We start from the raw sequence: 21,044 nt of genomic DNA on the forward strand, positions 1-21,044 counted from the left end.
CCTGCCACGTAGGGCGGTCAGAACGCCCGCCGGGCAAGGCCGACTGCGTCACACATCACATCTATGACAGCTGCATTAACGTCTTCACCGCGGCGGGTGAAAAGCCGCACCTGCTCCACGGCCTGGTACAGCAGCATCTCCAGCCCAGGCACCACGCGGCCCCCGCCGGCTTGCCATACCGAGGCAATGAGGCTGGGCCAGGGGTCGTAGGCCACGTCCAGCAGCACACCCGGTGTCGCGGTCTTAAGCGCGGCGATTTCCGCAGCGAGTCCGTCTGCCGCGCGGGGCGGCAGGGTGGAGATTACGACGTCGGCTTCCGCCGTTGGGCGGGCGGCCGCGGCAAGGGAGCGGACCTCCAGGGCCATCCCCAGGCTTTCAGCAGCCGCGCGGACGTCTGCGGTGCGGGACGCATCCCGGACGAAGACCTGGACCGTATCGGTGCCCAGTTCCTTCAGCGCAGCGACGGCCGAGGCCGCCGTCCCGCCGCCACCCAGGATGACGGCTGAGGGTGCAGCCGCAGAGCCGGCATGGCACAGGGCGTTGACGATGCCGGTCACGTCCGTGTTGGAGCCCACGGTTTTAACGCCATCGACAGCGTCCTCGAACGTTACGGTATTCACGACGCCCAGGGTCCGCGCCACTCCCCGCACCTCGTCCACCTCGTCCAGCATCGCCGTCTTAAGCGGCATGGTCACGGACAGTCCGCGCCAGCCCGGCTGGTGCCTGATCTGGCGCATGAACGACGGCAGCAGCTCCTCGGTGACGTCGATGGCCGTGTAACTGATGCCGGCACCCAACTGCCCGTAGGCCGCCAGGTGGAGTGCCGGGGATTTTGAGTGGCTGATTGGGTGGCCCAGGACGGCAGCCCGCAGGCTCATGTGCAGCGGCCCGCGTTTGCCTGGCACCATGCGTTGTACTGCTCCACGTAGGCGTTGTGCTCAGCAAGGGTCTTGGCGAACTTGGTTTCCTTGGTGTCCAGGTTCACGGTCACCCAGTAGAGGTAATCGTTGGTCTTTGGCTTGGCTGCCGCGTCGATGGCGGTCTTCCCGGGAGAACCGATGGGGCCCGGGGGCAGCCCGGGGTTCGCGTAGGTGTTGTACGGGTTGGACTTGTCCTTGCGCTGCTCGTCTGTGAAGTTGAAGCTGCGGGTGCCCAGTCCGTACGTGACCGCGGAGTCAACCTGCAGGAAGCCGCCGGTCTGGTCGTTTGGCTTCAGCCGGTTGTAGATTGCGCCGGCAACGTCGCCGTAATCGGCCTGGCCGCCCTCGGCCTGGACAATGCTCGCCACAATGACGGCCTGGTACTGCTTGGCGGGGTCCGTAATGCCCTGCGAGACGAGCTCGTCGGTGGTGGCCTTCACCAGCGCCTGCAGGATGTCCTTGGCCGGAGTACCCAGCGGGAAGCGGTACTCGCCCGGCTGCAGGTAGCCTTCCAGGTTCTTCGCGTTGGCGGGCAGGCCAAACTGGGCGGGCTGGTTGCTGAGCGCCTGCAGCTGCTGAATGGAGACGCCGGACCCCTCCGAGATCGCCTGGAGGGATTCATTGATGCGAAGGCCGGCGCTCAGGGCGAAGTAAATAACCTTGGACTTGTCTTTGCCGGCAAGGACGTTGACGGCATCCGCGTTCTTCATCTCGGTCTTGAAGACGTAGTCGCCCGGGGAAAGAGTTGCGCCCGAAGCGTGGAACGCCTGCATGAAGGTATCCGCGTTGGCCACGACGCGCTGGTTCTCCAGCTCCGATGCAACGGACCTGGTGCCCTCGCCGCTGGCGACGGTCACGCGGACCTCACCCGTACCGGGGCCGGGGAAGTCGGCGGGCTTGCCGCTGCCCAGGAGGGGCTTGAGGAACTGGGCGCCTACGGCCACCGCCGCCACGAAGACAACAAGCGTCAGGAGCAAGGCCAGCAGCCTCCGGCGGCGGCGGACCTTCTTTGAGGGACGTTTCACTACCTCAGTGGACGCGGCGGGAAGGATCCCTGCGACCGGGTCAGGATGCCCTGGTTCGGGATGGGGCTCATGGTCGTAGTCGCCTGCCTCATACGCAGCGTGGCCGTGAACGGCCTCCTGGTAGTCGTGGACGTCCGTTTCATCGTGGATGTGGGCCTCTTGGTGCTCATAGTGGACGTCGTCCGAATGTTGCGGGACGTCCTCGGGGTGGGCGTCCTGATAATCATCCGTGTGCTGGTGCGCTGCGGTGTCGTGGTGCCCGCCGCCGTCGTGCTGCTGGGCCGGCGATTCGTAATGGACTTCGCTGTGGGAAGCGTGCGCGGTTTGTTCGTCCTGGATGGACGGGGGCATGTGCGGTGCCGCCGGAACGTCACCGGCGCCGGGAAGCGGAGCAAAGGTGGATTCGGCTTCCGGAGAAGCTGCGGCCGGTGGTGCGGCCGGTGGCGGCGGAACGTCACCGGTTTCGTAGGCCTGTTCGGGCACGGCGTTCTGGCCCCCTGTATTGAGGGTCTTTTCCCGGGCACGCAGTTCCTTGCGGGTCAGCGGCCGCTGGGCCCCGGTGCCCAGCGGACCGGAGGTGTCATCAATGTTGGCAGGGCTCACTGTTGCCTTCCATTATCTGAAAATCGGGCCGTGTCTGTGGGGGCGGCGCGGACTGGTTCGTCCACCCCACCGGCCCCCAGGTCCACGGACGGGGATGGCGCTGTCACGCGTGAGCCGACATCCGCTCCCCTGGCTTTCTGCATGTCGATGGCGTGCTGAAGAATACCCGCCGCAGCGACCTGATCAACTACTTTACGGTGGTCCCTGCTGCTCATGCCAGCTTCGTGCAGGTTCCGGTGGGCCGTGACACTGCTGAAGCGCTCGTCAACCAGGTTGACCGGGACCGCCAGGCCGCGGCTGGAAAACTCGGCAGCCAGCAGCAACGCATAGTCCGTGGCCATCCTGGCCGAGGCATGTTCCTCGCCCTTCATGGTCCTGGGCAGGCCAACGATAACCTGCACAGCTCCCAGTTCCTCTGCCAGTTTCGCGATGACGCGGACGTCCGAGTTCTTCTTCGCGTTCCGGTCGAAGGTCTTGTAGGGCGTGGCAAGGATCGAATCACGGTCGCAGATGGCGACCCCTACCCGGACTGTGCCGACGTCCACCCCCAGTTTGACGCCCTGGGGGTAGCCGCCGGCAGCAACAGGATTGGTCATCGTGGAGTTAGCGCCTTGAGATGGCGTCGACGACGGCGGCCAGGGCGGCGCCGACCTTGCCGGCGTCCGTGCCGCCGCCCTGGGCAACGTCATCCTTGCCGCCACCGCCGCCGCCCAGCACACCGGCAGCGACCCGGACCAGAGCGCCGGCCTTGACGCCGGCTTCCCTGGCTGCCTCGTTGGTGGCCACCAGGATCAGCGGACGGCCGTTGGCAACGCCGGCTACGGCTACGGCAGCAGCTTCGGAACCGAGGCGGTTGCGCAGGTCCAGGGCCAGGCCGCGGAGGTCATCCGCGCCGCTGACGGTGCCCGCGTCGTGGGCCACCACCCGGACGCCGGCGGCATCCTGCGCGGTGTTGACCAGGTTTGCGGCGGCTGCTGCCAACTGTTCCTTGCGGAGGCGGTCCAACTCCTTCTCCGTGGCCTTCAGCTTGGCCAGGGTGCTGGAAATCCGGTCGGCGAGCTGGCCGGACGGAACCTTCAGCAGGTCGGTCAGTTCGGTGACCAGGGCCCGTTCGGCGGCCAGGTGGCGGAAGGCCTCCATGCCCACGAAAGCCTCCACGCGGCGGTTACCTGAACCCACGGACTGCTCACCCAGGAGGGACAGGCTGCCGATCAGCGAGGTGTTGGCCACATGCGTGCCGCCACACAGCTCGCGCGACCACGCGCCGTCGATCTCCACTACCCGGACTTCGCTGCCGTAGTTCTCGCCGAAAAGCGCCATGGCGCCCATGGCCTTGGCTTCGGCCAGTCCCATGATCTTCGTTTCCACCGCATAGTTGTTGCGGATGGCCAGGTTGGAGACCTCTTCGATCTCCGACCGGGTTGCGGTGCTCAACCCTTCGCCCCAGGCGAAGTCGAAGCGCAGGTAGCCGGCCTTGTTGAAGGATCCGCGCTGCGTCGCCTCAGGACCAAGGATCTGGTGCAGGGCGGCATGGACGATGTGCGTGCCCGTGTGCGCCTGCTCGGCGGCATGGCGGCGTTCACGGTCGACGGCGGCGCGCACCAGCGAATCAGCGCCGATCTCGCCTTCCCGGACAATCGCCTTGTGCACGCTCAGGCCCTTCACCGGGCGCTGGACGTCCAGGACCTCGACGACGAAGCCGTCGCCGGTGATCAGGCCGGTGTCGGCAGCCTGGCCGCCGGCTTCGGCATAGAACGGCGTTTCGGCCAGCACGAGTTCGATCTCGTCCCCGGTGAGGGCCTGCTGGACCTGGCGGCCGGCGCTGAGCAGGCCGCGGACCCGCGACTCGCCTTCCAGCTCGGTGTAGCCCGTGAAGACCGTCTCGCCCTGGGCCAGGAGGTCCTGGAAGACGCTGACGTCCGCGTGTCCGCCCTTCTTGCCCTTGGCATCGGCCTGGGCGCGCTGGCGCTGTTCCTGCATCAGGCTGCGGAAAGCGGCCTCGTCCACCTTGAGTCCGGCCTCTTCGGCCATTTCGAGCGTGAGGTCGATGGGGAAACCGTAGGTGTCGTGCAGGGTGAAGGCGTCGGCACCGGACAGCGGCTGGTTGGCGGCCTTGGATTCCTTGACCGCGTCTTCAAGCCGGGCCGTGCCGGAGGCGATGGTGCGCAGGAATGCCTTCTCTTCGGCGTACGCGATGCGGCTGATCCGGTCGAAGTCGGTCTCCACGATGGGGTACACGCCCTTCATCGCGTCGCGGGAAGCCGGCAGCAGCTGGGGCAGGCAGGCCTCCTCAACGCCGAGCAGGCGCATGGAACGGACTGCGCGGCGGATGAGGCGGCGCAGGACATAGCCACGGCCTTCGTTGGACGGGGTGACGCCGTCGGAGATCAGCATCAGTGCCGAACGGATGTGGTCGGCCACCACGCGCATGCGGACGTCGTCGGTGTGGTGGGGGTCGTCCGGGGTTTCGGCCGAGGTGTATTCCTTGCCGGACAATTCCGCGGCCTTGTCGATGACCGGCCGGACCTGGTCGGTCTCGTACATGTTCTCGACGCCCTGCAGGATCATGGCAAGGCGTTCCATGCCCAGTCCGGTGTCGATGTTCTTTTTGGGCAGTTCGCCCACGATGTCGAAGTCGACCTTCGACCGGACGTTCTCGATCTGGTACTGCATGAACACCAGGTTCCAGATCTCGATGTAGCGGGTCTCGTTCGCGATGGGACCGCCCTCCACGCCGTAGGCGGGTCCGCGGTCGTAGTAGATCTCCGAGCAGGGACCTGCGGGGCCGGGCTGTCCGGTGGACCAGTAGTTGTCAGACTTGCCCATCCGCTGGATGCGCTCCGCGGGGACGCCGGTGTTTTTCAGCCACAGCTCTTCGGCTTCGTCGTCCTCTTCGTAGACCGTGACCCAGAGCCGCTCGGGGGCAAGGCCGTAGCCGCCGTCGTCAACGCTCTTCGTGAGCAGTTCCCAGGCGAACTTAATGGCGTCTTCCTTGAAGTAGTCGCCGAAGGAGAAGTTGCCGCACATCTGGAAAAAAGTGCCATGGCGGGCGGTCTTGCCCACTTCCTCGATGTCGCCGGTACGGATGCACTTTTGCACGCTGGTGGCGCGGGAGTAGGGCGGCTCCTCACGGGCGGTGAGGTAGGGAATGAACGGGACCATGCCGGCCACCGTGAACAGCAGCGAGGGGTCGCTGGAGACCAGCGATGCGGAGGGAACCGCGGTGTGGCCCTTGCTGACAAAAAAGTCCACCCAGCGCTTTGTGATCTCCTGCGACTTCATGAGCTGTTTTCTTACCCTTCTTGGTCCGCGCCGGCGGGCGGCGCGGATATTTCGTTCAAGTGGCCGGTTCCCGGATCGGGTTCCTGCCGGTTGTTGGCTGGCTGCCGGAGCAATGCCCTTCCGGGCTAGCGGCGAACCACTTCGGCGGACTCGATGCCCAGGGCGGTCCTCAGGTCGGTTTCACGTTCGCGCATCCCTGCGCGCACGGCGTCGGCGAAGTCATAGACGCCGTCGGCCAGCCGGCCCACTGCACGGTTCATGCCTTCCGGCCCGAGGCTGGACTGCGCCTGGCTGACTTTGCGGAAAGCGATGACACCGATGGCCACGCCGATTCCCATCCACACAATTCTTTTCATGGTCTTCTTTTCGAATCTAGCGGCTGCGGCGGCCTGCAGCGGGCTTCCGGCGGTTGGCGAAGGCACTGCGCACGCCGTAGCTGAAGGCGGCAACCTTGATCAACGGGGAACCCACGGTGGCGGCAACCAGCGAGGACAGGGCGGAGATGTTGGCGGACGCGTCCGAGACGTTGGACGAGATGCCGTCCACCTTCTTCAACTGCTGGTTGGTGGTGGACACGGTGGCGGTGACCTCATCCATCAGGGGCGTGGCGCCGTCGCTGAGGGACCGGATAGTGGTCCGCATCTCGTCAAAGACCTTCCCCAGCTTCAGGATGGGGACCGCAAGCAACAGGACCAGGAGCGCGAACACCCCGGCAGCGATCAGGCCGGCAATATCGCCACCAGACATAGACGTTCATCTCCTCGAAATTCCGTGATGGGGCTCCATCCGCGGCATGCACGGAAGGCCCGTTTCGCAGATGTCCCCCAAGTACCTTACATACAAAGAAGCCCGCGGCGCTTGCCACGGGCTTCTTTGGATACGCTGCTGGGATTTAGCGTGCGTAGAATTCGACGACGAGCTGCTCTTCGCAGGTCACCGGAATCTCGGAGCGCTTGGGGCGGCGGACCAGGCGTGCCTGCAGGGCCTCCAGCTTGACATCCAGGTAGGCCGGAACGGCAGGCAGGACGTCGCGGTGGGCGCCGGCTGCGGCAACCTGGAGCGGAACCATGGTTTCGCTGCGGCTGTGAACGTGGACCAGCTGGCCCTCGCCGACGCGGAACGACGGACGGTCAACGCGGACGCCGTCAACCATGATGTGGCGGTGCACAACCAGCTGGCGGGCCTGGGCGATGGTGCGGGCGAAGCCGGCACGCAGGACCAGGGCGTCGAGACGCATTTCGAGCAGTTCGATGAGGTTCTCACCGGTGAGGCCCTTGGTGCGGCGGGCTTCTTCGAAGGCACGGGTCATCTGTGCTTCGCGGATGCCGTACTGGGCGCGCAGGCGCTGCTTTTCGCGCAGACGTACGGCGTAGTCGGAGTCCTGCTTCTTGCGGGCACGGCCATGCTCACCGGGGCCGTACGGGCGGCGCTCCATGTACTTGGCGGCCTTGGGGGTCAGAGCAATGCCGAGGGACCGCGAGAGGCGGGCCTGACGGCGAGCACGAGTGTTGTTAGCCACTTGTGTCCTTCCAATATCTGCGGTGTGTCAGTGTTACTGGCCTCCACGATGGAGAGCATCGGCCAACCGCTGCCTTTTGCTACTGGGCGCAGGGCATAACCTGTCCAACGTAAATTGGGGAGATTGTGCGTCCGCGCCTTGCCAGACAAAGATTCAGCTTACCATGCCATTACTTGCCCCGGACAATCTTCCGCAGGCGCTCCAGCCGTTGGGCGATGTCCCGTTCAGCACCGTTGCCCGTGGGCTGGTAGTAGTCGCGGCCCACCAGGTCGTCCGGCGGGTACTGCTGGGTTGCCACGGCGTGCGGCGCGTCGTGGGCGTACTTATAGCCCACGCCATGGCCCAGCTGCTTGGAGCCCGGGTAGTGCGCGTCGCGCAGGTGGGCGGGTATGCCGACGCCGAGGCCGGCCCGCACGTCCGCGATCGCTTTGTTGATACCCATGTAGGCGGCGTTCGACTTTGGTGCGGTGGCCAGGTGGACCACCGCCTCGGCCAGGACGATCCGGCCCTCGGGCATGCCGATAAGCTGCACCGCCTGCGCCGCGGCGACGGCCGTCTGCAGGGCCGTGGGGTCTGCCATGCCCACGTCCTCCGCCGCCGAGATGACAATCCGGCGCGCTACAAACCGCGGGTCCTCCCCCGCCTCAAGCATCCGGGCCAGGTAGTGCAGGGCAGCATCCACGTCCGAGCCCCTGATGGACTTGATGAAGGCGCTGGCCACGTCGTAGTGCTGGTCGCCGGCGCGGTCGTAACGGACGGCAGCTGCGTCCAGGGCGCGCTCGGTGTGCCGCAACTCCACAACGACCGGTTCCCCGGTGACCGGGGCTTCGGTAACCGGCTCATCCGGTGTGCCTTCCTCCCCCACGGAACGCCCGACGTCGTCCGCGTCACCGAAAGCGACGCCCGCCGCGGCTTCCAAAGCCGTAAGGGCCCTGCGGGCATCCCCGCCCGAAAGCCGAACCAGGTGCTCCAGCGCTTCGTCGCTGAGCCGGACCTTGCCGCCCAGCCCCCGCGGATCCTCCACGGCCCGCACCAGCAGGCCCTCGATGTCCGCGTCGGTCAGGGGTTTGAGCGTCAGGAGCAACGAGCGGGAGAGCAGCGGCGAAACTACGGAGAAGGAGGGGTTTTCCGTGGTGGCGGCCACCAGGACCACCCAGCGGTTTTCGACCCCGGGCAGCAGGGCGTCCTGCTGGGCTTTGTTGAAGCGGTGGATCTCGTCCAGGAACAGCACCGTAGTGGTCTTGTACAGGTCCCGGGCGGTCAGGGCGTCGTCCATCACCCTGCGGACATCCTTGACGCCTGCGGTGATGGCGGACAATTCAACGAACTTCCGGCCGGGGCCGCGGGCGATGACGTGCGCCAGCGTGGTCTTGCCGGTGCCGGGCGGACCCCACAAGATCAGCGAGCTGGGGCCGGCCGGACCGGCTGCGTCAGCGCCTGCCCCGGCCGCCAGCTGGCGCAGCGGGGAGCCCTGGCCAAGCAGGTGCTGCTGGCCTACCACCTCGTCAAGGGTGCGCGGCCGCATGCGTACGGCAAGGGGGCTCCGGGGCGAAACCTGGCCCCGTGCGCTGTTGCCCCGGGAACCGGTGCCTGCCCCGGCGACGGGACCGTCGTCGTCGTCATTATCGGGCCCGTTGCCGAAGAGATCATCCACATAGATAGGCTACTTCGAGTCAACCGCTGCTTTCTCCGCCCCAAGGATTCCCCCATGCCTGCCCCTGTTTCTGCCGGCGGACCACCTTCCGTCCGGACCGCCTTCGTGTCAGGCGCCCGGCTGGCGGGCTGGGTTGAACGGTTCGGGGCCTCGCACGGCGGGTACCGCTTGCAGGATGACGACGACGGCCTCCGCCTTGTGGCCGCCGACGGCGCCGCAGCCCTCCTGCAGGCGCCGTGGCCGGCAGACGGACGGCCCGGACGCGGCGCCGGCCCCTTGGAGCGCCTGGCCTCCCTTGCCTCCCAGCCCCGCACGCTGGGACTGTTGCTGGTCCGGCGGGGCGGCTACGGCGTCGGCGTGGCACGTGAGGGCCTGTTGCTCGCGTCCAAGGCGGGTACCCGGTACGTCCAGTCGCGCACGGCCGCGGGCGGCCAGTCCCAGCAGCGCTTCGCCCGCCGGCGTTCCAACCAGGCGGATGCCCTGGTCGCTGCCGTGGCGGAGCAGGCAGGGATGGTGTTCGCCGGCCAGGCCTTCGAGTACCTGGTCCCGGGCGGCGACAGAACGCTCGTTGACTTGGTGCTCGAAGAACGGGCCCTCCGGAACTATGCGCGGCTTCCCCGCCTGGCGTACCTCGACGTGCCGGAACCCCGGGCGGCCGTGGTGAAGAAGGCGGCAGCCGACGCCTGCTCGGTGCGGATCACCGTAACGGATCCGGCCGGGCCGCGGACTTAGGCAACGATGGCTCAGCAGCCAGCGGGGGCCCGGCGGGGCCGTTCCTGCCGGTAGAGGTAGCGGCCGGTTTCCTCGAACCCGGCCTTGGCGTACAACTCCTGCGCGCCGGGGTTTGCTGCGGTCACCAGCAGCCAGAAGCCCGTCACGCCCCGGTGGTTACCGGCCTGCAGCAGCGACCCGAGGATCGCTGACGCGAAGCCTCGGCGGCGCGCTTCCGGCAGGGTGGCCATGCAGTACAGGCCGCCCTGATTGGTGCCTGTGGGAAGCGCAAGGCGCCCGACGGCGGCGGGCCGGCCCTCGTTGTCCCTCGCCAGGGCGTAGACGGAGGGGCAGCCTTCAAGGATTTTTTGGGCGGCGGCCCTGGCGGCCTCCCCGCCGCGGCCGTCCACCTGCCACCAGACCTGGAGCCACTCCTCCGATGGCTCCGGTGAGAGTTCCACAGCCGGGGTGCCCCGGGTGGCTGCAGGACCAGGAACCTGGGTGGCGCCGCGGGTCATCACCAGGGTCTCGGACTGTCGGGTGAAGCCCTCCGCGTCAAGAGCTCCGTGCAGTTCCGCCGCAGCGGGGCCGTCAAACAGTTGGAAGATGACCGGCAAGCGGCGGCTGCGGTACCAGGACCGCGCCTGGCGCAGCAGCGCGGGAAGATCTTGATCCGAGTGGTGGGCGGCGCCCCTCGGCCAGATCGAGTTGGCCCGCTGGGTTACGCCGGCGGCTGCCCGGAGGACCCAGCCACCGGCAGTATGCCGTTCCAAGGCGGGCCAGGCGGCGTCCATGGCGGCCTCGAGCATGGCGAATTCAACCTCCGTGGGTGCCGGCTTTGGGATATCCACCGGATTCATCCTTCCTTAACGGCAGGAGGTCCCCCGGCGGACCGGGGAACCTCTTGCACTGTCACGGCCTCGGGCCGCGGGTACTACTACTGCTTGTCTTCGGGCTTCTTCTTCTCTTCCGGCTTTTTGGCCTCCGGCTTGAAATCAACGCCTGCTTCCTTGCGCTGCTGCGGCGTGATGGGGGCCGGAGCCTCGGTGAGGGGGTCGTGGCCGCCGCCGGACTTCGGGAAGGCGATAACGTCACGAATGGACTCCACTCCGGCCAGCAGCGAGACAACACGGTCCCAGCCGAACGCGATGCCGCCGTGCGGAGGCGCGCCGTACTTGAAGCCTTCGAGCAGGAAGCCAAACTTGGTCTGCGCGTCCTCCTTGTCCAGGCCCATCAGCTCAAAGACGCGCTCCTGCACTTCACGCTGGTGGATACGGATGGAGCCGCCGCCGATTTCGTTGCCGTTGCAGACGATGTCGTAGGCGTAGGAAAGTGCCGACTCCGGGTCCTTGTCGAAAGTGTCCAGGAATTCGGGCTTGGGCGAAGTGAACGCGTGGTGGACGGCTGTCCACTGGCCTCCACCGACAGCGACATCACCGGAAGCGACCGCGGCGGCAGCCGGCTCGAACATAGGGGCGTCCACCACCCAGCAGAACGCCCAGTCGGTGGGGTCGATCAGGCCGGTGCGGTGGCCGATCTCCACGCGGGCTGCACCCAGCAGGGCACGCGACGGGGTCTTCTCGCCTGCGGCGAAGAAGATGCAGTCGCCCGGCTTGGCGCCAACCGCGTCAGCCAGACCGGCGCGCTCGATGTCGGTGAGGTTCTTGGCCACAGGACCGGCGAGTTCGCCGTCTTCCTTGTACAGCACGTAGGCCAGGCCCTTGGCGCCCCGCTGCTTGGCCCATTCCTGCCACGCGTCCAGGGCGCGGCGCGCCTGCGAAGCGCCACCGGGCATGACGACGGCGCCCACGTAGGGTGCCTTGAACACACCGAAGTTGGTGTCCTTGAAGAATTCGGTGAGCTCGGTGAGCTCCTGGCCGAAGCGGAGGTCCGGCTTGTCCGAGCCGTACCGTGCCATGGCGTCAGCGTAGGTGATGCGCTGGATGGGCGTGGGAATCTCCACCCCGATGAGCTGCCATACCGCTTTGACGATGTTTTCGCCGATCCGGATGATGTCGTCCTGGTCCACGAAGCTGGCCTCGATGTCCAGCTGGGTGAATTCCGGCTGCCGGTCCGCGCGGAAGTCTTCGTCCCGGTAGCAGCGGGCAATCTGGTAGTACTTCTCGAAGCCGCCCACCTGCAGCAGCTGCTTGAAAAGCTGCGGGGACTGCGGCAGGGCGTACCAGGAACCCGGGGCCAGGCGTGCCGGAACCAGGAAGTCACGGGCGCCCTCCGGCGTCGAACGCGTCAGCGTGGGCGTCTCGATCTCCACGAAGCCTTCCTGGTGGAGCAGGTCGCGCGCCACCCGGTTGGCCTCGGAGCGGAGCCGCAGGTTGCGGCTGGGGCCGGGGCGGCGCAGGTCCAGGTAGCGGTGCTTGAGGCGGGCTTCCTCGCCGACTTCCACGTGCTCGTCGATCTGGAAGGGCAGCGGGTCGGACGTGTTCAGGATGGTGACGTCCTCGGCGATGACCTCGATCTCACCGGTAGCCAGGGCGGGATTTTCATTGCCCTCCGGACGCCGGGACACCGTGCCTGTGACCTGCAGGACATACTCGTTGCGCAGCCCATGGAACACTTCTTCCTCGCGCACCACCACCTGGGCCACGCCGGAAGCGTCGCGCAGGTCCACGAATGCCACACCACCGTGATCACGACGGCGGCCCACCCAGCCGGCCAGGGTTACGGTTTGTCCAATGTGCTCGGAACGAAGGGATCCGAGGTCATGTGTGCGCAGCACAGCACGCCTTTCTGCGGGAAAACAGTGGGAAGTTCAATATGATCGTTGCGGGAACGATCCCGTCCGAGTTTACCCGCTGGAAAGGGACTGCCGCCGCATGAGCGAACCGCAGCAGCTGCAACGCCGGCTCGGAACCTTTGATGCCACCGCCATCGGACTTGGTTCCATGCTGGGTGCAGGCGTCTTTGTGGTGTTCGCCCCCGCCGCCGCCCTGGCCGGAAAGCTGCTGGTCCTGGCCGTGGTGGTTGCGGGCGTCGTGGCTTACTGCAATGCAGTGGCTTCCGCAGCCCTGGCCGCAAAGTATCCCACCAGCGGCGGAACCTATATTTATGGCCGTAAGCAACTGGGCGAATGGCCCGGCTTCCTGGCCGGCTGGGGTTTCGTGACGGGCAAGACGGCCTCCTGCGCGGCCATGGCGCTGACCTTCGGCAGCTACGTGGCACCGGCTTTTGCTGTTCCCGTGGCCATCGCCGCCGTTGTGGTGCTGACCGGCGTCAACCTGCTGGGCATCACCAGGACCGCACTGCTCACCCGGATCCTGCTGTGCATGGTCCTGGCAACACTGGTTTTCGTTGCCGTCGCAGCAGTGCTGGGGCCGCACCCGGTGACGGCAACGGCAGGGGCTGCGTCCGGCGATGCAGGCGGTGTCCTGCCCGCCGCCGGACTGATGTTCTTCGCCTTCGCCGGCTATGCCAGGATCGCCACGTTGGGCGAAGAAGTCAGGAACCCTGCCCGGGCTATCCCGCGGGCCATCCTCGCAGCCCTGGCAGCAGCGTTCACCATCTACCTGGTACTGGCCCTGCTCCTGTTCGCCCACCTCGGGGACCGGCTTGCCGCCACCCGGACACCACTGCTGGACGCAGTGCTGGACTCCCGCCTGGCCGCGGGCGCGCCGCTGGTGCAGGCCGGAGCGGCCGCCGCCTGCCTGGGCGCCCTGCTTGCACTTATCACCGGGGTGGGCAGGACAACACTGGCCATGGCGAGGGAACGTGACCTTCCCGGACCATTGGCAAAGGTGGGCGGCAGCCACACCGTTCCGTTCGTCGCGGAACTGGCCGTGGCCGCCGTCGTCATCCTGCTCCTGCTGACCACCGACGTGATGACCGTGGTGGGCTTTTCAAGTTTTGGCGTGCTGATGTACTACGCGATTGCGAATGCGTCCGCTTACACGCTCGCGACGCACCCCGGCTACGCTCCACGCTGGCTCAATGCCGTTGGGTTCCTGGGGTGCGTGGTACTTGCCTTCACCCTGCCGGCCGCATCCGTCCTGACCATGGCGGCGGTCCTCGCAGCGGGGGTGGCCGGGCGCTGGCTGGTGCTGCGTTTCCGGCAGCACCAGCCGCAACCGTAGGTACCAGGCCCGGCCGTATGCCGGGTGGCTATACCGAGGCCGGTGCAGGGGCGGTTGTCTCAACCTGAACCGTGAGGTCCTCCAGCGGCGGCATCCAGGTTTCGGGGGCAGCCAGCACCTGTTCGCCGGTGCGGATGTCCTTGACCTGGTGGGTGCCGTCCTCCTCCGTGAACCACACGAAGGGGATGCCCCGCCGGTCCGCAAACTTGATCTGCTTGCCGAATTTGTCCGCCTTGGCCGCAACCTCCGTGGGAATCCCCCGGCTCCGCAGCAGGGCGGCGACGTCCTGGGCCGCTCCCCAGCTGTCGTCATGGTTCAGGGCCACCAGGACGGTGGTGGGAACCGAACGGGAAGCCTTGGCCAGGTCCTGGCTCAGGATCCGGGACACCAGGCGGGTGACGCCGATGGAGAGGCCGACGCCCGGGAACTTGCGGTTGCCCTTGGACGCCAGTGCGTCGTAGCGGCCGCCGGAGCAAATGGAACCCAGCTGTTCGTGGCCCACCAGGACGGTTTCCACCACGGTTCCCGTGTAGTAGTCCAGGCCGCGGGCGATGCTGAGGTCCGCCAGGACCTTGCCCGGTGCCCGCTGGACGGCCGCATCAATCACCTGTTCCAGTTCGTCCAGGCCTTCATCAAGGAGTTCGTTTCTGACGCCCAAGGCCCGGACCTGGGCCACAAAGGAGGTGTCCTCGGTGCGGATGGCAGCCAGCTGCAGGGCTTTGGCGGCCTGCTGGTCCGTGGCGCCCAGCTCTGTTTTCAGCAGCTCTGCGACCTTTTCGGGGCCGATCTTCTCCAGCTTGTCGATGCTGCGCAGCACGCCTGCGGTGTCGTCGAGTCCGATGCCGCGGTAGAAGCCTTCGGCCAGCTTGCGGTTGTTGATCCGGAGGCGGAAGTCGGGGATGGGCAGGGCGCTGAGTGCCTCGGCGATGACCAGCGCGATCTCGACGTCGTAGCGGAAGGGAAGCTCGCCGTCGCCCACCACGTCGATATCCGCCTGGGTGAATTCGCGGGCCCGCCCTTCCTGGGGCCGCTCGCCGCGCCACACCTTCTGGATCTGGTAGCGGCGGAACGGGAAGGACAAATAGCCGGCGTTCTCCACGACATACCGGGCGAACGGAACCGTCAGGTCAAAGTGCAGGGCAAGCGCGTTGGGATCGGCCTTGCCGCCTTTGACGGGGTTTTCGCTTTCATCCTCCTGCAGCCGACTCAGGCCGTACACTTCCTTGTCGATCTCACCCTTCCGGAGCAGCTGGCCCACCGTTTCCACGGCGCGGGTCTCGATCGAGCCAAAGCCGTGCAGTTCAAAAACCCTGCGCAGGGTATCGAGCACATGCAGCTCCACCAGCCGCTCCTCGGGAAGCCACTCGGGGAATCCGGACAGGGAGGCGGTGCGTGCCATGGGGAAGGTTCTCCTTAGGAATGGAAGGTGCGCCGGAACTGCCGCCCCGCGCCCCTCAAAGGTGGCATGCGGCGGCAGCACAGCCAGCCGTGCATAAACTATGTGCGGCAGCCAGTTTATGCGTCATCCGTGTGCATCTCTAATGCAGCGGACCCGCGAAGACTGGCCCCTGACACCTGCGCCCTGCGGCCAACCGCCGGGCATCAGCAGCCCGACGATGAGGAGGACCCTTGGCGGCCAGTTCACGCAGTGCACGCGAAACAAAACGGCGCATCCAACAGATGGAAGCCAAGCGTGAGCTCCGGCGCGGCCAGGAAAAGCGGCGTCAGCGCGACAATCTCGTCGCCGCCGGTGCCGGGGCCGCCGCCGTGGTGCTCGCCGTCGTCCTCCAACTCACTGCGTTCGCCGGCAATCCCACGGAGGACGAATACGCTGCCGCGCAGGCGGGGCTGACGGAACCGTCCGCTTCCGCAAGCTCCTCCCCCACGCCGTCCGCACCGGCAACCAACGGGCCGAACATCCCGGCTGCGGACACGGCGGCCGGCAAAACGTTCTCCGGCCAGCTGCTGCTGAACGGCAGCCCGTTGGGCGTGGAAGTGGACGGGACCAAGGCCCCGCAGGCGGCCGCCGTCTTCAAGTCCCTGAGCGACGAAGGCTACTTCAACGGCAAAACGTGCCATCGGCTCACCACGGCAGACAAGTTCGGCGTCCTGCAGTGCGGTTCCCCCAAGGGGGACGGCCAGGGCGACCCGAACTACACGTGGGGTCCGCTCGAGAACACCCCGGCCGACAACACCTACCCGGCCGGCACCATCGCAGTGGCCCGCACGGGCAACAACGCGTACGGCAACGGAACACAGTTCTTCATTGTCTACAAGGACACGGTCATCCCGGCCGACGCCGCCGGGGGCTACACCGTTGTAGGAAAGGTGACCTCCGGGCTCGACGTCGTCACCACCATCGCGGCCGCAGGAATCACGCCGGGAGCCAGCGACACGGACGGCGCGCCAAAACAACCAGTCACGATAGACTCGTTTTCTCTGAAGTAGGAAGCCGGGCCGGACTGGCCACGGTGAGTACGTGAGTATTTCCCTCCAAGCGAAAGACTTTTAGCGGTGACAGACAGTCAGAAATCCGACGAAACAGCAACAGACCTGACCGAAACGGCAGCTCCTGCCCCCGGCGAGGTTGCCGGTCCTGATGCGAATGCCGAGCAGTCGGCTGCCGCGCCTGAGGCCCCGGCAGCGCCATCGGCACCTGCGCCGGCTCCCGGGCCCCGGCCGTCTGCACCGTCTCCAGCCGCTTTCGCCTCCAGGCCCAAGCCTGCAGCCACCGCACCGGCGGCCGCACCGGCTCCCGCCGCCCCCAGCACCTCGGTGGCCGAGGCGTCCAAGTGGGGCCGGGTGGAGGGGGACGGCCACGTCTTCCTGAAGATCGACGACGGCGAGCACCCCGTCGGCCAGTACCCGGGTGTCAGCGACGACGAAGCCCTGCTGTACTTCGCGCGGAAGTACGACGACGTCGTGGCGCAGATCGTGCTGCTGGAACAGCGGGTCAGCTCCAAGGCCCCCAGCACCGACATGCAGAAGACGGTGACGCACCTGCGTGAGCAGCTTGCGGAGCGGAACATGGTGGGCGACCTCCGGTCTGCCGAGGCGCGCCTGGATAAGCTGTCCGGCCAGATCACGGAGCTGGAAAAGGCAGAAAAGGCCGAGCACGACGCCGTGCGGGCCTCAGAGCTGGCAGCGCGTGAAGCCATTGTTGCCGAGGCGGAGCAGATTTCCGGCCAGGATCCCGCTCAAACCCAGTGGAAGACTTCCAGCGCCCGGATGAACGAGCTTTTCGAGAACTGGAAGGCAGCCCAGAAGAGCGGCGTGCGGTTGGGCCGCAGCAACGAGGACGCCCTTTGGAAGCGCTTCCGTGCTGCCCGGACGGTTTTCGACCGCCACCGCAGGGCATACTTTTCCCAGCTGGACAGCAACAACTCGGCGGCCAAGGCCGCCAAGGAGAAGCTGATCGCGGAAGCGGAAGCCCTGTCCTCGTCCACGGACTGGGGCTTCGCCGCCGGCGAGTACCGCCGGCTCATGGACCAGTGGAAGGCATCACCCCGGGCCAGCCGCAAGGACGACGACGCGCTGTGGGCACGCTTCCGCGCCGCGCAGGACGTCTTCTTCACGTCGCGCCAGGCTGCCAACGACGAAATCGACCAGGAATACGCGGCAAACCTCACCGTGAAGGAAGCACTGCTGGCCGAAGCCAACACGATTCTTCCCGTGAAGGACCTCGCTGCGGCTAAGAAGGCCCTGCAGTCCATCCGTGACCGCTGGGAAGAGGCCGGCAAGGTGCCGCGGGCGGACATGGGGCGGATTGAAGCCGGGCTGCGGAAGGTGGAGGACGCCGTGCGCCACGCCGAGGAAGAGCAGTGGCAGCGGTCCAACCCTGAGCGCAAGGCACGCACCAACAGTGCACTGTCACAGCTGGAATCCGCCATCGCCGGGCTCCAGGAAGACCTCGCAAAGGCCGAGAAGAGCGGTGACCAGCGCAAGATCAAGGCCGCCCAGGAAGCCCTCGAAGCCCGCCAGGCCTGGCTCGACCAGATCCAGCGGTCCGCCAGCGAGCTGTCCTGACACCCCACTGAGCTGACGGGCCCAGGCCCCGTTCCGGTTATCCACATAACCCGGGCGGGGCCTGTGCCGTTTAAGGGCGTCCGGGCAGGATGGGGCTATGGCCATTCCTCCAACTCCACCCGCCGCCGGCCCGGGCAGGGAAGCCCGCACGCATGCTTCCCGTGTGGGCTGGCAGGAAAATGGTGCGGAAGCCGGCGCAGCGCCCCGCTTTCCGGAACTCTACGCTCCCGGTGGCCCCTTCGCCGGTCCGGAGCTGCAGTCCCTCGCTGCAGATGGCCTGCTGGCCCGCTTCCATCAGCACGGCTACACGCTTCCCGGGATCCCTGTGTCTCCTCAGCTTCGCGCACGGGCAGCGGCAGGGGCCGTACCGGCTGCAATACGGCAGCGCGTTGTTGCGGGGCGGATGACGGCGGCCTGGATCTACGGCTGCGCAGCGGAACCTGACCGCCTGGCCCTGCTGGTGGACGCCAAGCGCAGGGTATCCAGCCTGCGGAATACGCGGGGCTGTACCTTGCATGAAGTGAAGCTGGGCCCGTTCGACGTGATCAGCCTCGGCGGGCTGATGGTGTCCAGTCCCCTGCGGACAGCCCTTGATATCGCCCTGCACGTGGAACCGGAGCGCGCTGTTCCCGCCCTCACCGGGCTGCTGGCACGGCCGCAGCAGGACGTGAAGCTGCGTCTCCTGGTCCGGGCCATCGAGGCGACACCCCGGGTGCCCCACAAGCGGGCGGCCCTGGAAAAACTAGCCCTGCTAGCTCCGGCGTTTGTTCCCGGTGGTGCGGTAGACGTCGAACACCCCGTCGATCCGCCGCACGGCGCTCAGCACGTGGCTGAGGTACTTGGGGTCGCCCATCTCGAAAGCGAACTTTGATATTGCTACCCGATCCGTGGAGGTATGCACGCTGGCCGCAAGGATGTTGACGTGGTTGTCCGACAGGACGCGGGTCACGTCGGAGAGCAGGGACTTGCGGTCCAGAGCCTCAACCTGGATTTCCACCAGGAAGACGCTGGACTGCGTCGGCGCCCAGTCCACGTCCACGATCCGGTCCGGCTGGTCCTTCAGGTCCGAGATGTTCGTGCAGTCGGTCCGGTGTACGGAGACACCGGAGCCCCGGGTCACGAAGCCGAGGATCGGGTCCGGTGGAACCGGAGTGCAGCAGCGGGCCAGCTTGACCCAGACGTCGCCTACACCGCGGACCACGACACCGGAGTCGGAGAAGCGCGCCTTGGTGACCTGGGTGGGGATGCTGACCTCTTCGACGTCATCATCGGCACTCTCATTGCCGCCCAGGCTTTCAATGAGCTTCTCCATGACCGACTGCGCGGACGTGTGTCCGTCGCCCACGCCGGCGTAGAGGCCGGAGATGTCGGCGTACTTGAACTCCTCCGCCACGGCAGCAAGGGCCTCATGCGTCATCAGCCGCTGCAGCGGAAGGTTCTGCTTCCGCATGGCGCGGGTCAGCAGCTCCTTGCCGCGGTCGATCGCCTCTTCGCGGCGTTCCTTGCTGAACCACTGTCGGATCTTGTTGCGCGCCCGGGCGCTTTTGACGAAGTGCTGCCAGTCCTGGCTGGGCCCTGCGCCCTCCGCTTTGGAGGTGAAAATTTCCACCCAGTCGCCATGGTTCAGTTCGCTGTTGAGCGGGACCAGCTTGCCGTTGACCCGGGCGCCGATGGTGCGGTGGCCCACCTCGGTGTGGACCGCATAGGCAAAGTCCACCGGTGTCGACCCCGCCGGTAGGGCCATGACTTCACCCTTGGGGGTGAAGACGAACACTTCGCGGGCGTTGATTTCGAAGCGCAGCGAGTCCAGGAACTCCCCGGGATCCGACGTCTCCTGTTGCCAGTCCACCAGGGACCGCAGCCACCCCATGTCGCCGTCGCGGGGGCTTCCGGGACCAACGGCGGTGCGGTTGGGCTGGTCCTTGTACTTCCAGTGTGCCGCCACACCGTATTCGGCACGGCGGTGCATCTCATGCGTGCGGATCTGGATCTCCACCGGCTTGCCGCCCGGGCCGATGACGGTGGTGTGCAGGGACTGGTACATGTTGAACTTCGGCATCGCGATGTAGTCCTTGAACCTGCCGGGCAGCGGGTTCCAGCGCGAGTGCATGATGCCCAGGGCGGCGTAGCAGTCCCGGACGGAGTCCACCAGGACACGGACGCCCATGAGGTCGTTGATGTCGTCGAAGTCCTTGTCGCGGACAATCATCTTTTGGTAGATGGAGTAGTAGTGCTTGGGCCGGCCGGTAATGGTGGCCTTGATCTTGGCGCCGCGCAGGTCCTCGGTGATCTGGTCGCGGATGACACCCAGGCTCTTTTCCCGCTCGGGGGTCCGGTCCCCCACCATCCGGACGATTTCTTCGTACACCTTGGGATAAAGCGCCGCGAAGGAAAGGTCCTCGAGCTCCCATTTGATGGTGTTCATGCCCAGGCGGTGGGCCAGCGGCGCGAAGATTTCCAGGGTTTCCCGGGCCTTGCGGGCGGAGGATTCAGCGGAGACGAAACGCCAGGTGCGGGCGTTATGCAACCGGTCCGCCAGTTTGATCATCAGGACGCGGATGTCCTTGGCCATGGCCACGACCATTTTGCGGACGGTCTCCGACTGGGCAGCCTCGCCGAAGCTGACCTTATCCAGTTTGGTGACGCCGTCCACCAGCATGGCTACTTCCGGCCCGAAGTCCCGTTTCAGGTCAGCAAGCGTGTAGGGAGTGTCTTCCACGGTGTCGTGCAGCAGCGCTGCAGCCAGCGTGGTGCCGCTGAGGCCCAGTTCAGCGAGAATGGTGGCCACGGCCACGGGGTGGGTGATGTACGGGTCCCCGCTCTTGCGCTTCTGCCCGCGGTGGCTGCGTTCCGCCACGTCAAAGGCGCGCTGGATGAGGTCGAAGTCCTCTTTGGGATTGTTGGCGCGGACCGTGCGGAGCAGCGGCTCAAGAATGGGAGAGTAAGTGGCGGTGCCACGGCCGGTCAGGCGGGCAAGGCGGGAACGGGTGCGCTCACGGCGGCCGGGGAACGTGGCGCGGGATCCTGAGTTGTCAACAGGAACCAGGGAACCAGGGCGCGCGGGCGCTGCCGCACCGGCTTGTACACCGGCAGGATTCTTTTCTTCCTGTGCCGTTGGCGCCGACGCCGAACGTTCTTCCAATGAAGCACCCCTCACCACGTTTTAATTACCCCAGTCTATTCCTCCGGGTGGCCACTTTTATAACCGGGACAGAA

At 66.6% G+C, this 21,044-nt stretch carries 17 protein-coding genes; 5 read left to right on the forward strand and 12 right to left on the reverse strand.

Annotated features, from left to right (window positions below; translation table 11 throughout):
• Positions 1 to 17: 17 nt before the first annotated feature.
• The 8 genes from ACIGJD_RS10705 to ACIGJD_RS10740 form a co-directional block, all read right to left on the reverse strand.
• The gene (locus ACIGJD_RS10705) at positions 18 to 878 is read right to left on the reverse strand and encodes a shikimate dehydrogenase (protein ID WP_483689472.1); all 861 of its coding nucleotides are present in this window, start codon (positions 876 to 878) and stop codon (positions 18 to 20) included.
• Positions 875 to 2,548 carry an endolytic transglycosylase MltG gene (mltG, locus tag ACIGJD_RS10710; RefSeq protein WP_483686188.1) on the reverse strand — a complete coding sequence of 558 codons (1,674 nt, stop codon included), beginning with the start codon at positions 2,546 to 2,548 and terminating at the stop codon, positions 875 to 877. Before mltG ends, ACIGJD_RS10705 begins: the two co-directional genes overlap by 4 nt.
• Positions 2,545 to 3,144, reverse strand: a complete 600-nt coding sequence (gene ruvX / locus ACIGJD_RS10715) for a Holliday junction resolvase RuvX (RefSeq protein ID WP_483686189.1) — start codon at positions 3,142 to 3,144, stop codon at positions 2,545 to 2,547. Before ruvX ends, mltG begins: the two co-directional genes overlap by 4 nt.
• 7 nt (positions 3,145 to 3,151) lie before the next feature.
• Positions 3,152 to 5,830 carry an alanine--tRNA ligase gene (gene alaS / locus ACIGJD_RS10720; RefSeq protein WP_483686190.1) on the reverse strand — a complete coding sequence of 893 codons (2,679 nt, stop codon included), beginning with the start codon at positions 5,828 to 5,830 and terminating at the stop codon, positions 3,152 to 3,154.
• A gap of 125 nt (positions 5,831 to 5,955) precedes the next feature.
• On the reverse strand, positions 5,956 to 6,186 hold the full coding sequence (locus ACIGJD_RS10725) for a DUF6167 family protein (RefSeq protein WP_483686191.1): 231 nt from the start codon (positions 6,184 to 6,186) through the stop codon (positions 5,956 to 5,958).
• A gap of 16 nt (positions 6,187 to 6,202) precedes the next feature.
• On the reverse strand, positions 6,203 to 6,577 hold the full coding sequence (locus ACIGJD_RS10730) for a DUF948 domain-containing protein (protein WP_142133738.1): 375 nt from the start codon (positions 6,575 to 6,577) through the stop codon (positions 6,203 to 6,205).
• Between the two features lie 145 nt (positions 6,578 to 6,722).
• Positions 6,723 to 7,349, reverse strand: coding sequence for a 30S ribosomal protein S4 (gene rpsD / locus ACIGJD_RS10735; protein ID WP_009357431.1), 627 nt, complete (start codon positions 7,347 to 7,349; stop codon positions 6,723 to 6,725).
• 169 nt (positions 7,350 to 7,518) lie between these two features.
• Positions 7,519 to 9,003, reverse strand: coding sequence for a replication-associated recombination protein A (locus ACIGJD_RS10740; RefSeq protein WP_483686192.1), 1,485 nt, complete (start codon positions 9,001 to 9,003; stop codon positions 7,519 to 7,521).
• A gap of 54 nt (positions 9,004 to 9,057) precedes the next feature.
• Between ACIGJD_RS10740 and ACIGJD_RS10745 the strand changes: the two genes are divergently transcribed.
• Positions 9,058 to 9,735, forward strand: a complete 678-nt coding sequence (locus ACIGJD_RS10745) for an acVLRF1 family peptidyl-tRNA hydrolase (protein WP_483686193.1) — start codon at positions 9,058 to 9,060, stop codon at positions 9,733 to 9,735.
• A gap of 11 nt (positions 9,736 to 9,746) precedes the next feature.
• On the opposite strand, the gene ACIGJD_RS10750 is transcribed toward ACIGJD_RS10745, so the two are convergent.
• Both ACIGJD_RS10750 and aspS read right to left on the reverse strand, forming a co-directional pair.
• On the reverse strand, positions 9,747 to 10,523 hold the full coding sequence (locus ACIGJD_RS10750; protein ID WP_483689473.1) for a GNAT family N-acetyltransferase: 777 nt from the start codon (positions 10,521 to 10,523) through the stop codon (positions 9,747 to 9,749).
• 128 nt (positions 10,524 to 10,651) lie between these two features.
• Positions 10,652 to 12,451, reverse strand: a complete 1,800-nt coding sequence (gene aspS, locus ACIGJD_RS10755) for an aspartate--tRNA ligase (protein ID WP_483686194.1) — start codon at positions 12,449 to 12,451, stop codon at positions 10,652 to 10,654.
• A 97-nt stretch (positions 12,452 to 12,548) separates the two neighbouring features.
• On the opposite strand from aspS, the gene ACIGJD_RS10760 reads away from it, so the two are divergent.
• Complete coding sequence (locus tag ACIGJD_RS10760) at positions 12,549 to 13,802, forward strand: APC family permease (protein WP_483686195.1); 1,254 nt, start codon at positions 12,549 to 12,551, stop codon at positions 13,800 to 13,802.
• 28 nt (positions 13,803 to 13,830) lie between these two features.
• Here ACIGJD_RS10760 and hisS read toward each other — a convergent pair whose 3' ends face one another.
• Positions 13,831 to 15,201, reverse strand: a complete 1,371-nt coding sequence (gene hisS, locus ACIGJD_RS10765) for a histidine--tRNA ligase (protein ID WP_483686196.1) — start codon at positions 15,199 to 15,201, stop codon at positions 13,831 to 13,833.
• Between the two features lie 230 nt (positions 15,202 to 15,431).
• Here hisS and ACIGJD_RS10770 point away from each other — a divergent pair, with 230 nt between their 5' ends.
• The 3 genes from ACIGJD_RS10770 (at position 15,432) to ACIGJD_RS10780 (ending at position 18,699) form a co-directional block, all read left to right on the forward strand.
• On the forward strand, positions 15,432 to 16,250 hold the full coding sequence (locus ACIGJD_RS10770) for a peptidylprolyl isomerase (RefSeq protein WP_142133731.1): 819 nt from the start codon (positions 15,432 to 15,434) through the stop codon (positions 16,248 to 16,250).
• 66 nt (positions 16,251 to 16,316) lie between these two features.
• A complete protein-coding gene (locus tag ACIGJD_RS10775) occupies positions 16,317 to 17,828 on the forward strand; it encodes a DUF349 domain-containing protein (RefSeq protein WP_483686197.1) in 1,512 nt (503 codons plus the stop codon).
• Between the two features lie 97 nt (positions 17,829 to 17,925).
• A complete protein-coding gene (locus tag ACIGJD_RS10780) occupies positions 17,926 to 18,699 on the forward strand; it encodes a hypothetical protein (RefSeq protein ID WP_483686198.1) in 774 nt (257 codons plus the stop codon).
• Here the strand turns inward: ACIGJD_RS10780 and ACIGJD_RS10785 are convergent.
• The gene (locus ACIGJD_RS10785; protein WP_200830712.1) at positions 18,580 to 20,970 is read right to left on the reverse strand and encodes a RelA/SpoT family protein; all 2,391 of its coding nucleotides are present in this window, start codon (positions 20,968 to 20,970) and stop codon (positions 18,580 to 18,582) included. The two genes, ACIGJD_RS10780 and ACIGJD_RS10785, sit on opposite strands and share 120 nt — an antisense overlap.
• Between the last annotated feature and the right edge of the window lie 74 nt (positions 20,971 to 21,044).

This window comes from Arthrobacter sp. E1SS-5, assembly GCF_057073715.1.

Bases quoted from the DNA above. Each gene is read 5' to 3' on its own strand.
- ACIGJD_RS10705 (WP_483689472.1), bottom strand. From the start codon at position 878: ATGAGCCTGCGGGCTGCCGTCCTGGGCCACCCAATCAGCCACTCAAAA.
- ruvX (WP_483686189.1), bottom strand. From the start codon at position 3,144: ATGACCAATCCTGTTGCTGCCGGCGGCTACCCCCAGGGCGTCAAACTG.
- alaS (WP_483686190.1), bottom strand. From the start codon at position 5,830: ATGAAGTCGCAGGAGATCACAAAGCGCTGGGTGGACTTTTTTGTCAGC.
- ACIGJD_RS10725 (WP_483686191.1), bottom strand. From the start codon at position 6,186: ATGAAAAGAATTGTGTGGATGGGAATCGGCGTGGCCATCGGTGTCATC.
- ACIGJD_RS10730 (WP_142133738.1), bottom strand. From the start codon at position 6,577: ATGTCTGGTGGCGATATTGCCGGCCTGATCGCTGCCGGGGTGTTCGCG.
- ACIGJD_RS10745 (WP_483686193.1), top strand. From the start codon at position 9,058: ATGCCTGCCCCTGTTTCTGCCGGCGGACCACCTTCCGTCCGGACCGCC.
- ACIGJD_RS10750 (WP_483689473.1), bottom strand. From the start codon at position 10,523: ATGCTCGAGGCCGCCATGGACGCCGCCTGGCCCGCCTTGGAACGGCAT.
- ACIGJD_RS10760 (WP_483686195.1), top strand. From the start codon at position 12,549: ATGAGCGAACCGCAGCAGCTGCAACGCCGGCTCGGAACCTTTGATGCC.
- hisS (WP_483686196.1), bottom strand. From the start codon at position 15,201: ATGGCACGCACCGCCTCCCTGTCCGGATTCCCCGAGTGGCTTCCCGAG.
- ACIGJD_RS10780 (WP_483686198.1), top strand. From the start codon at position 17,926: ATGGCCATTCCTCCAACTCCACCCGCCGCCGGCCCGGGCAGGGAAGCC.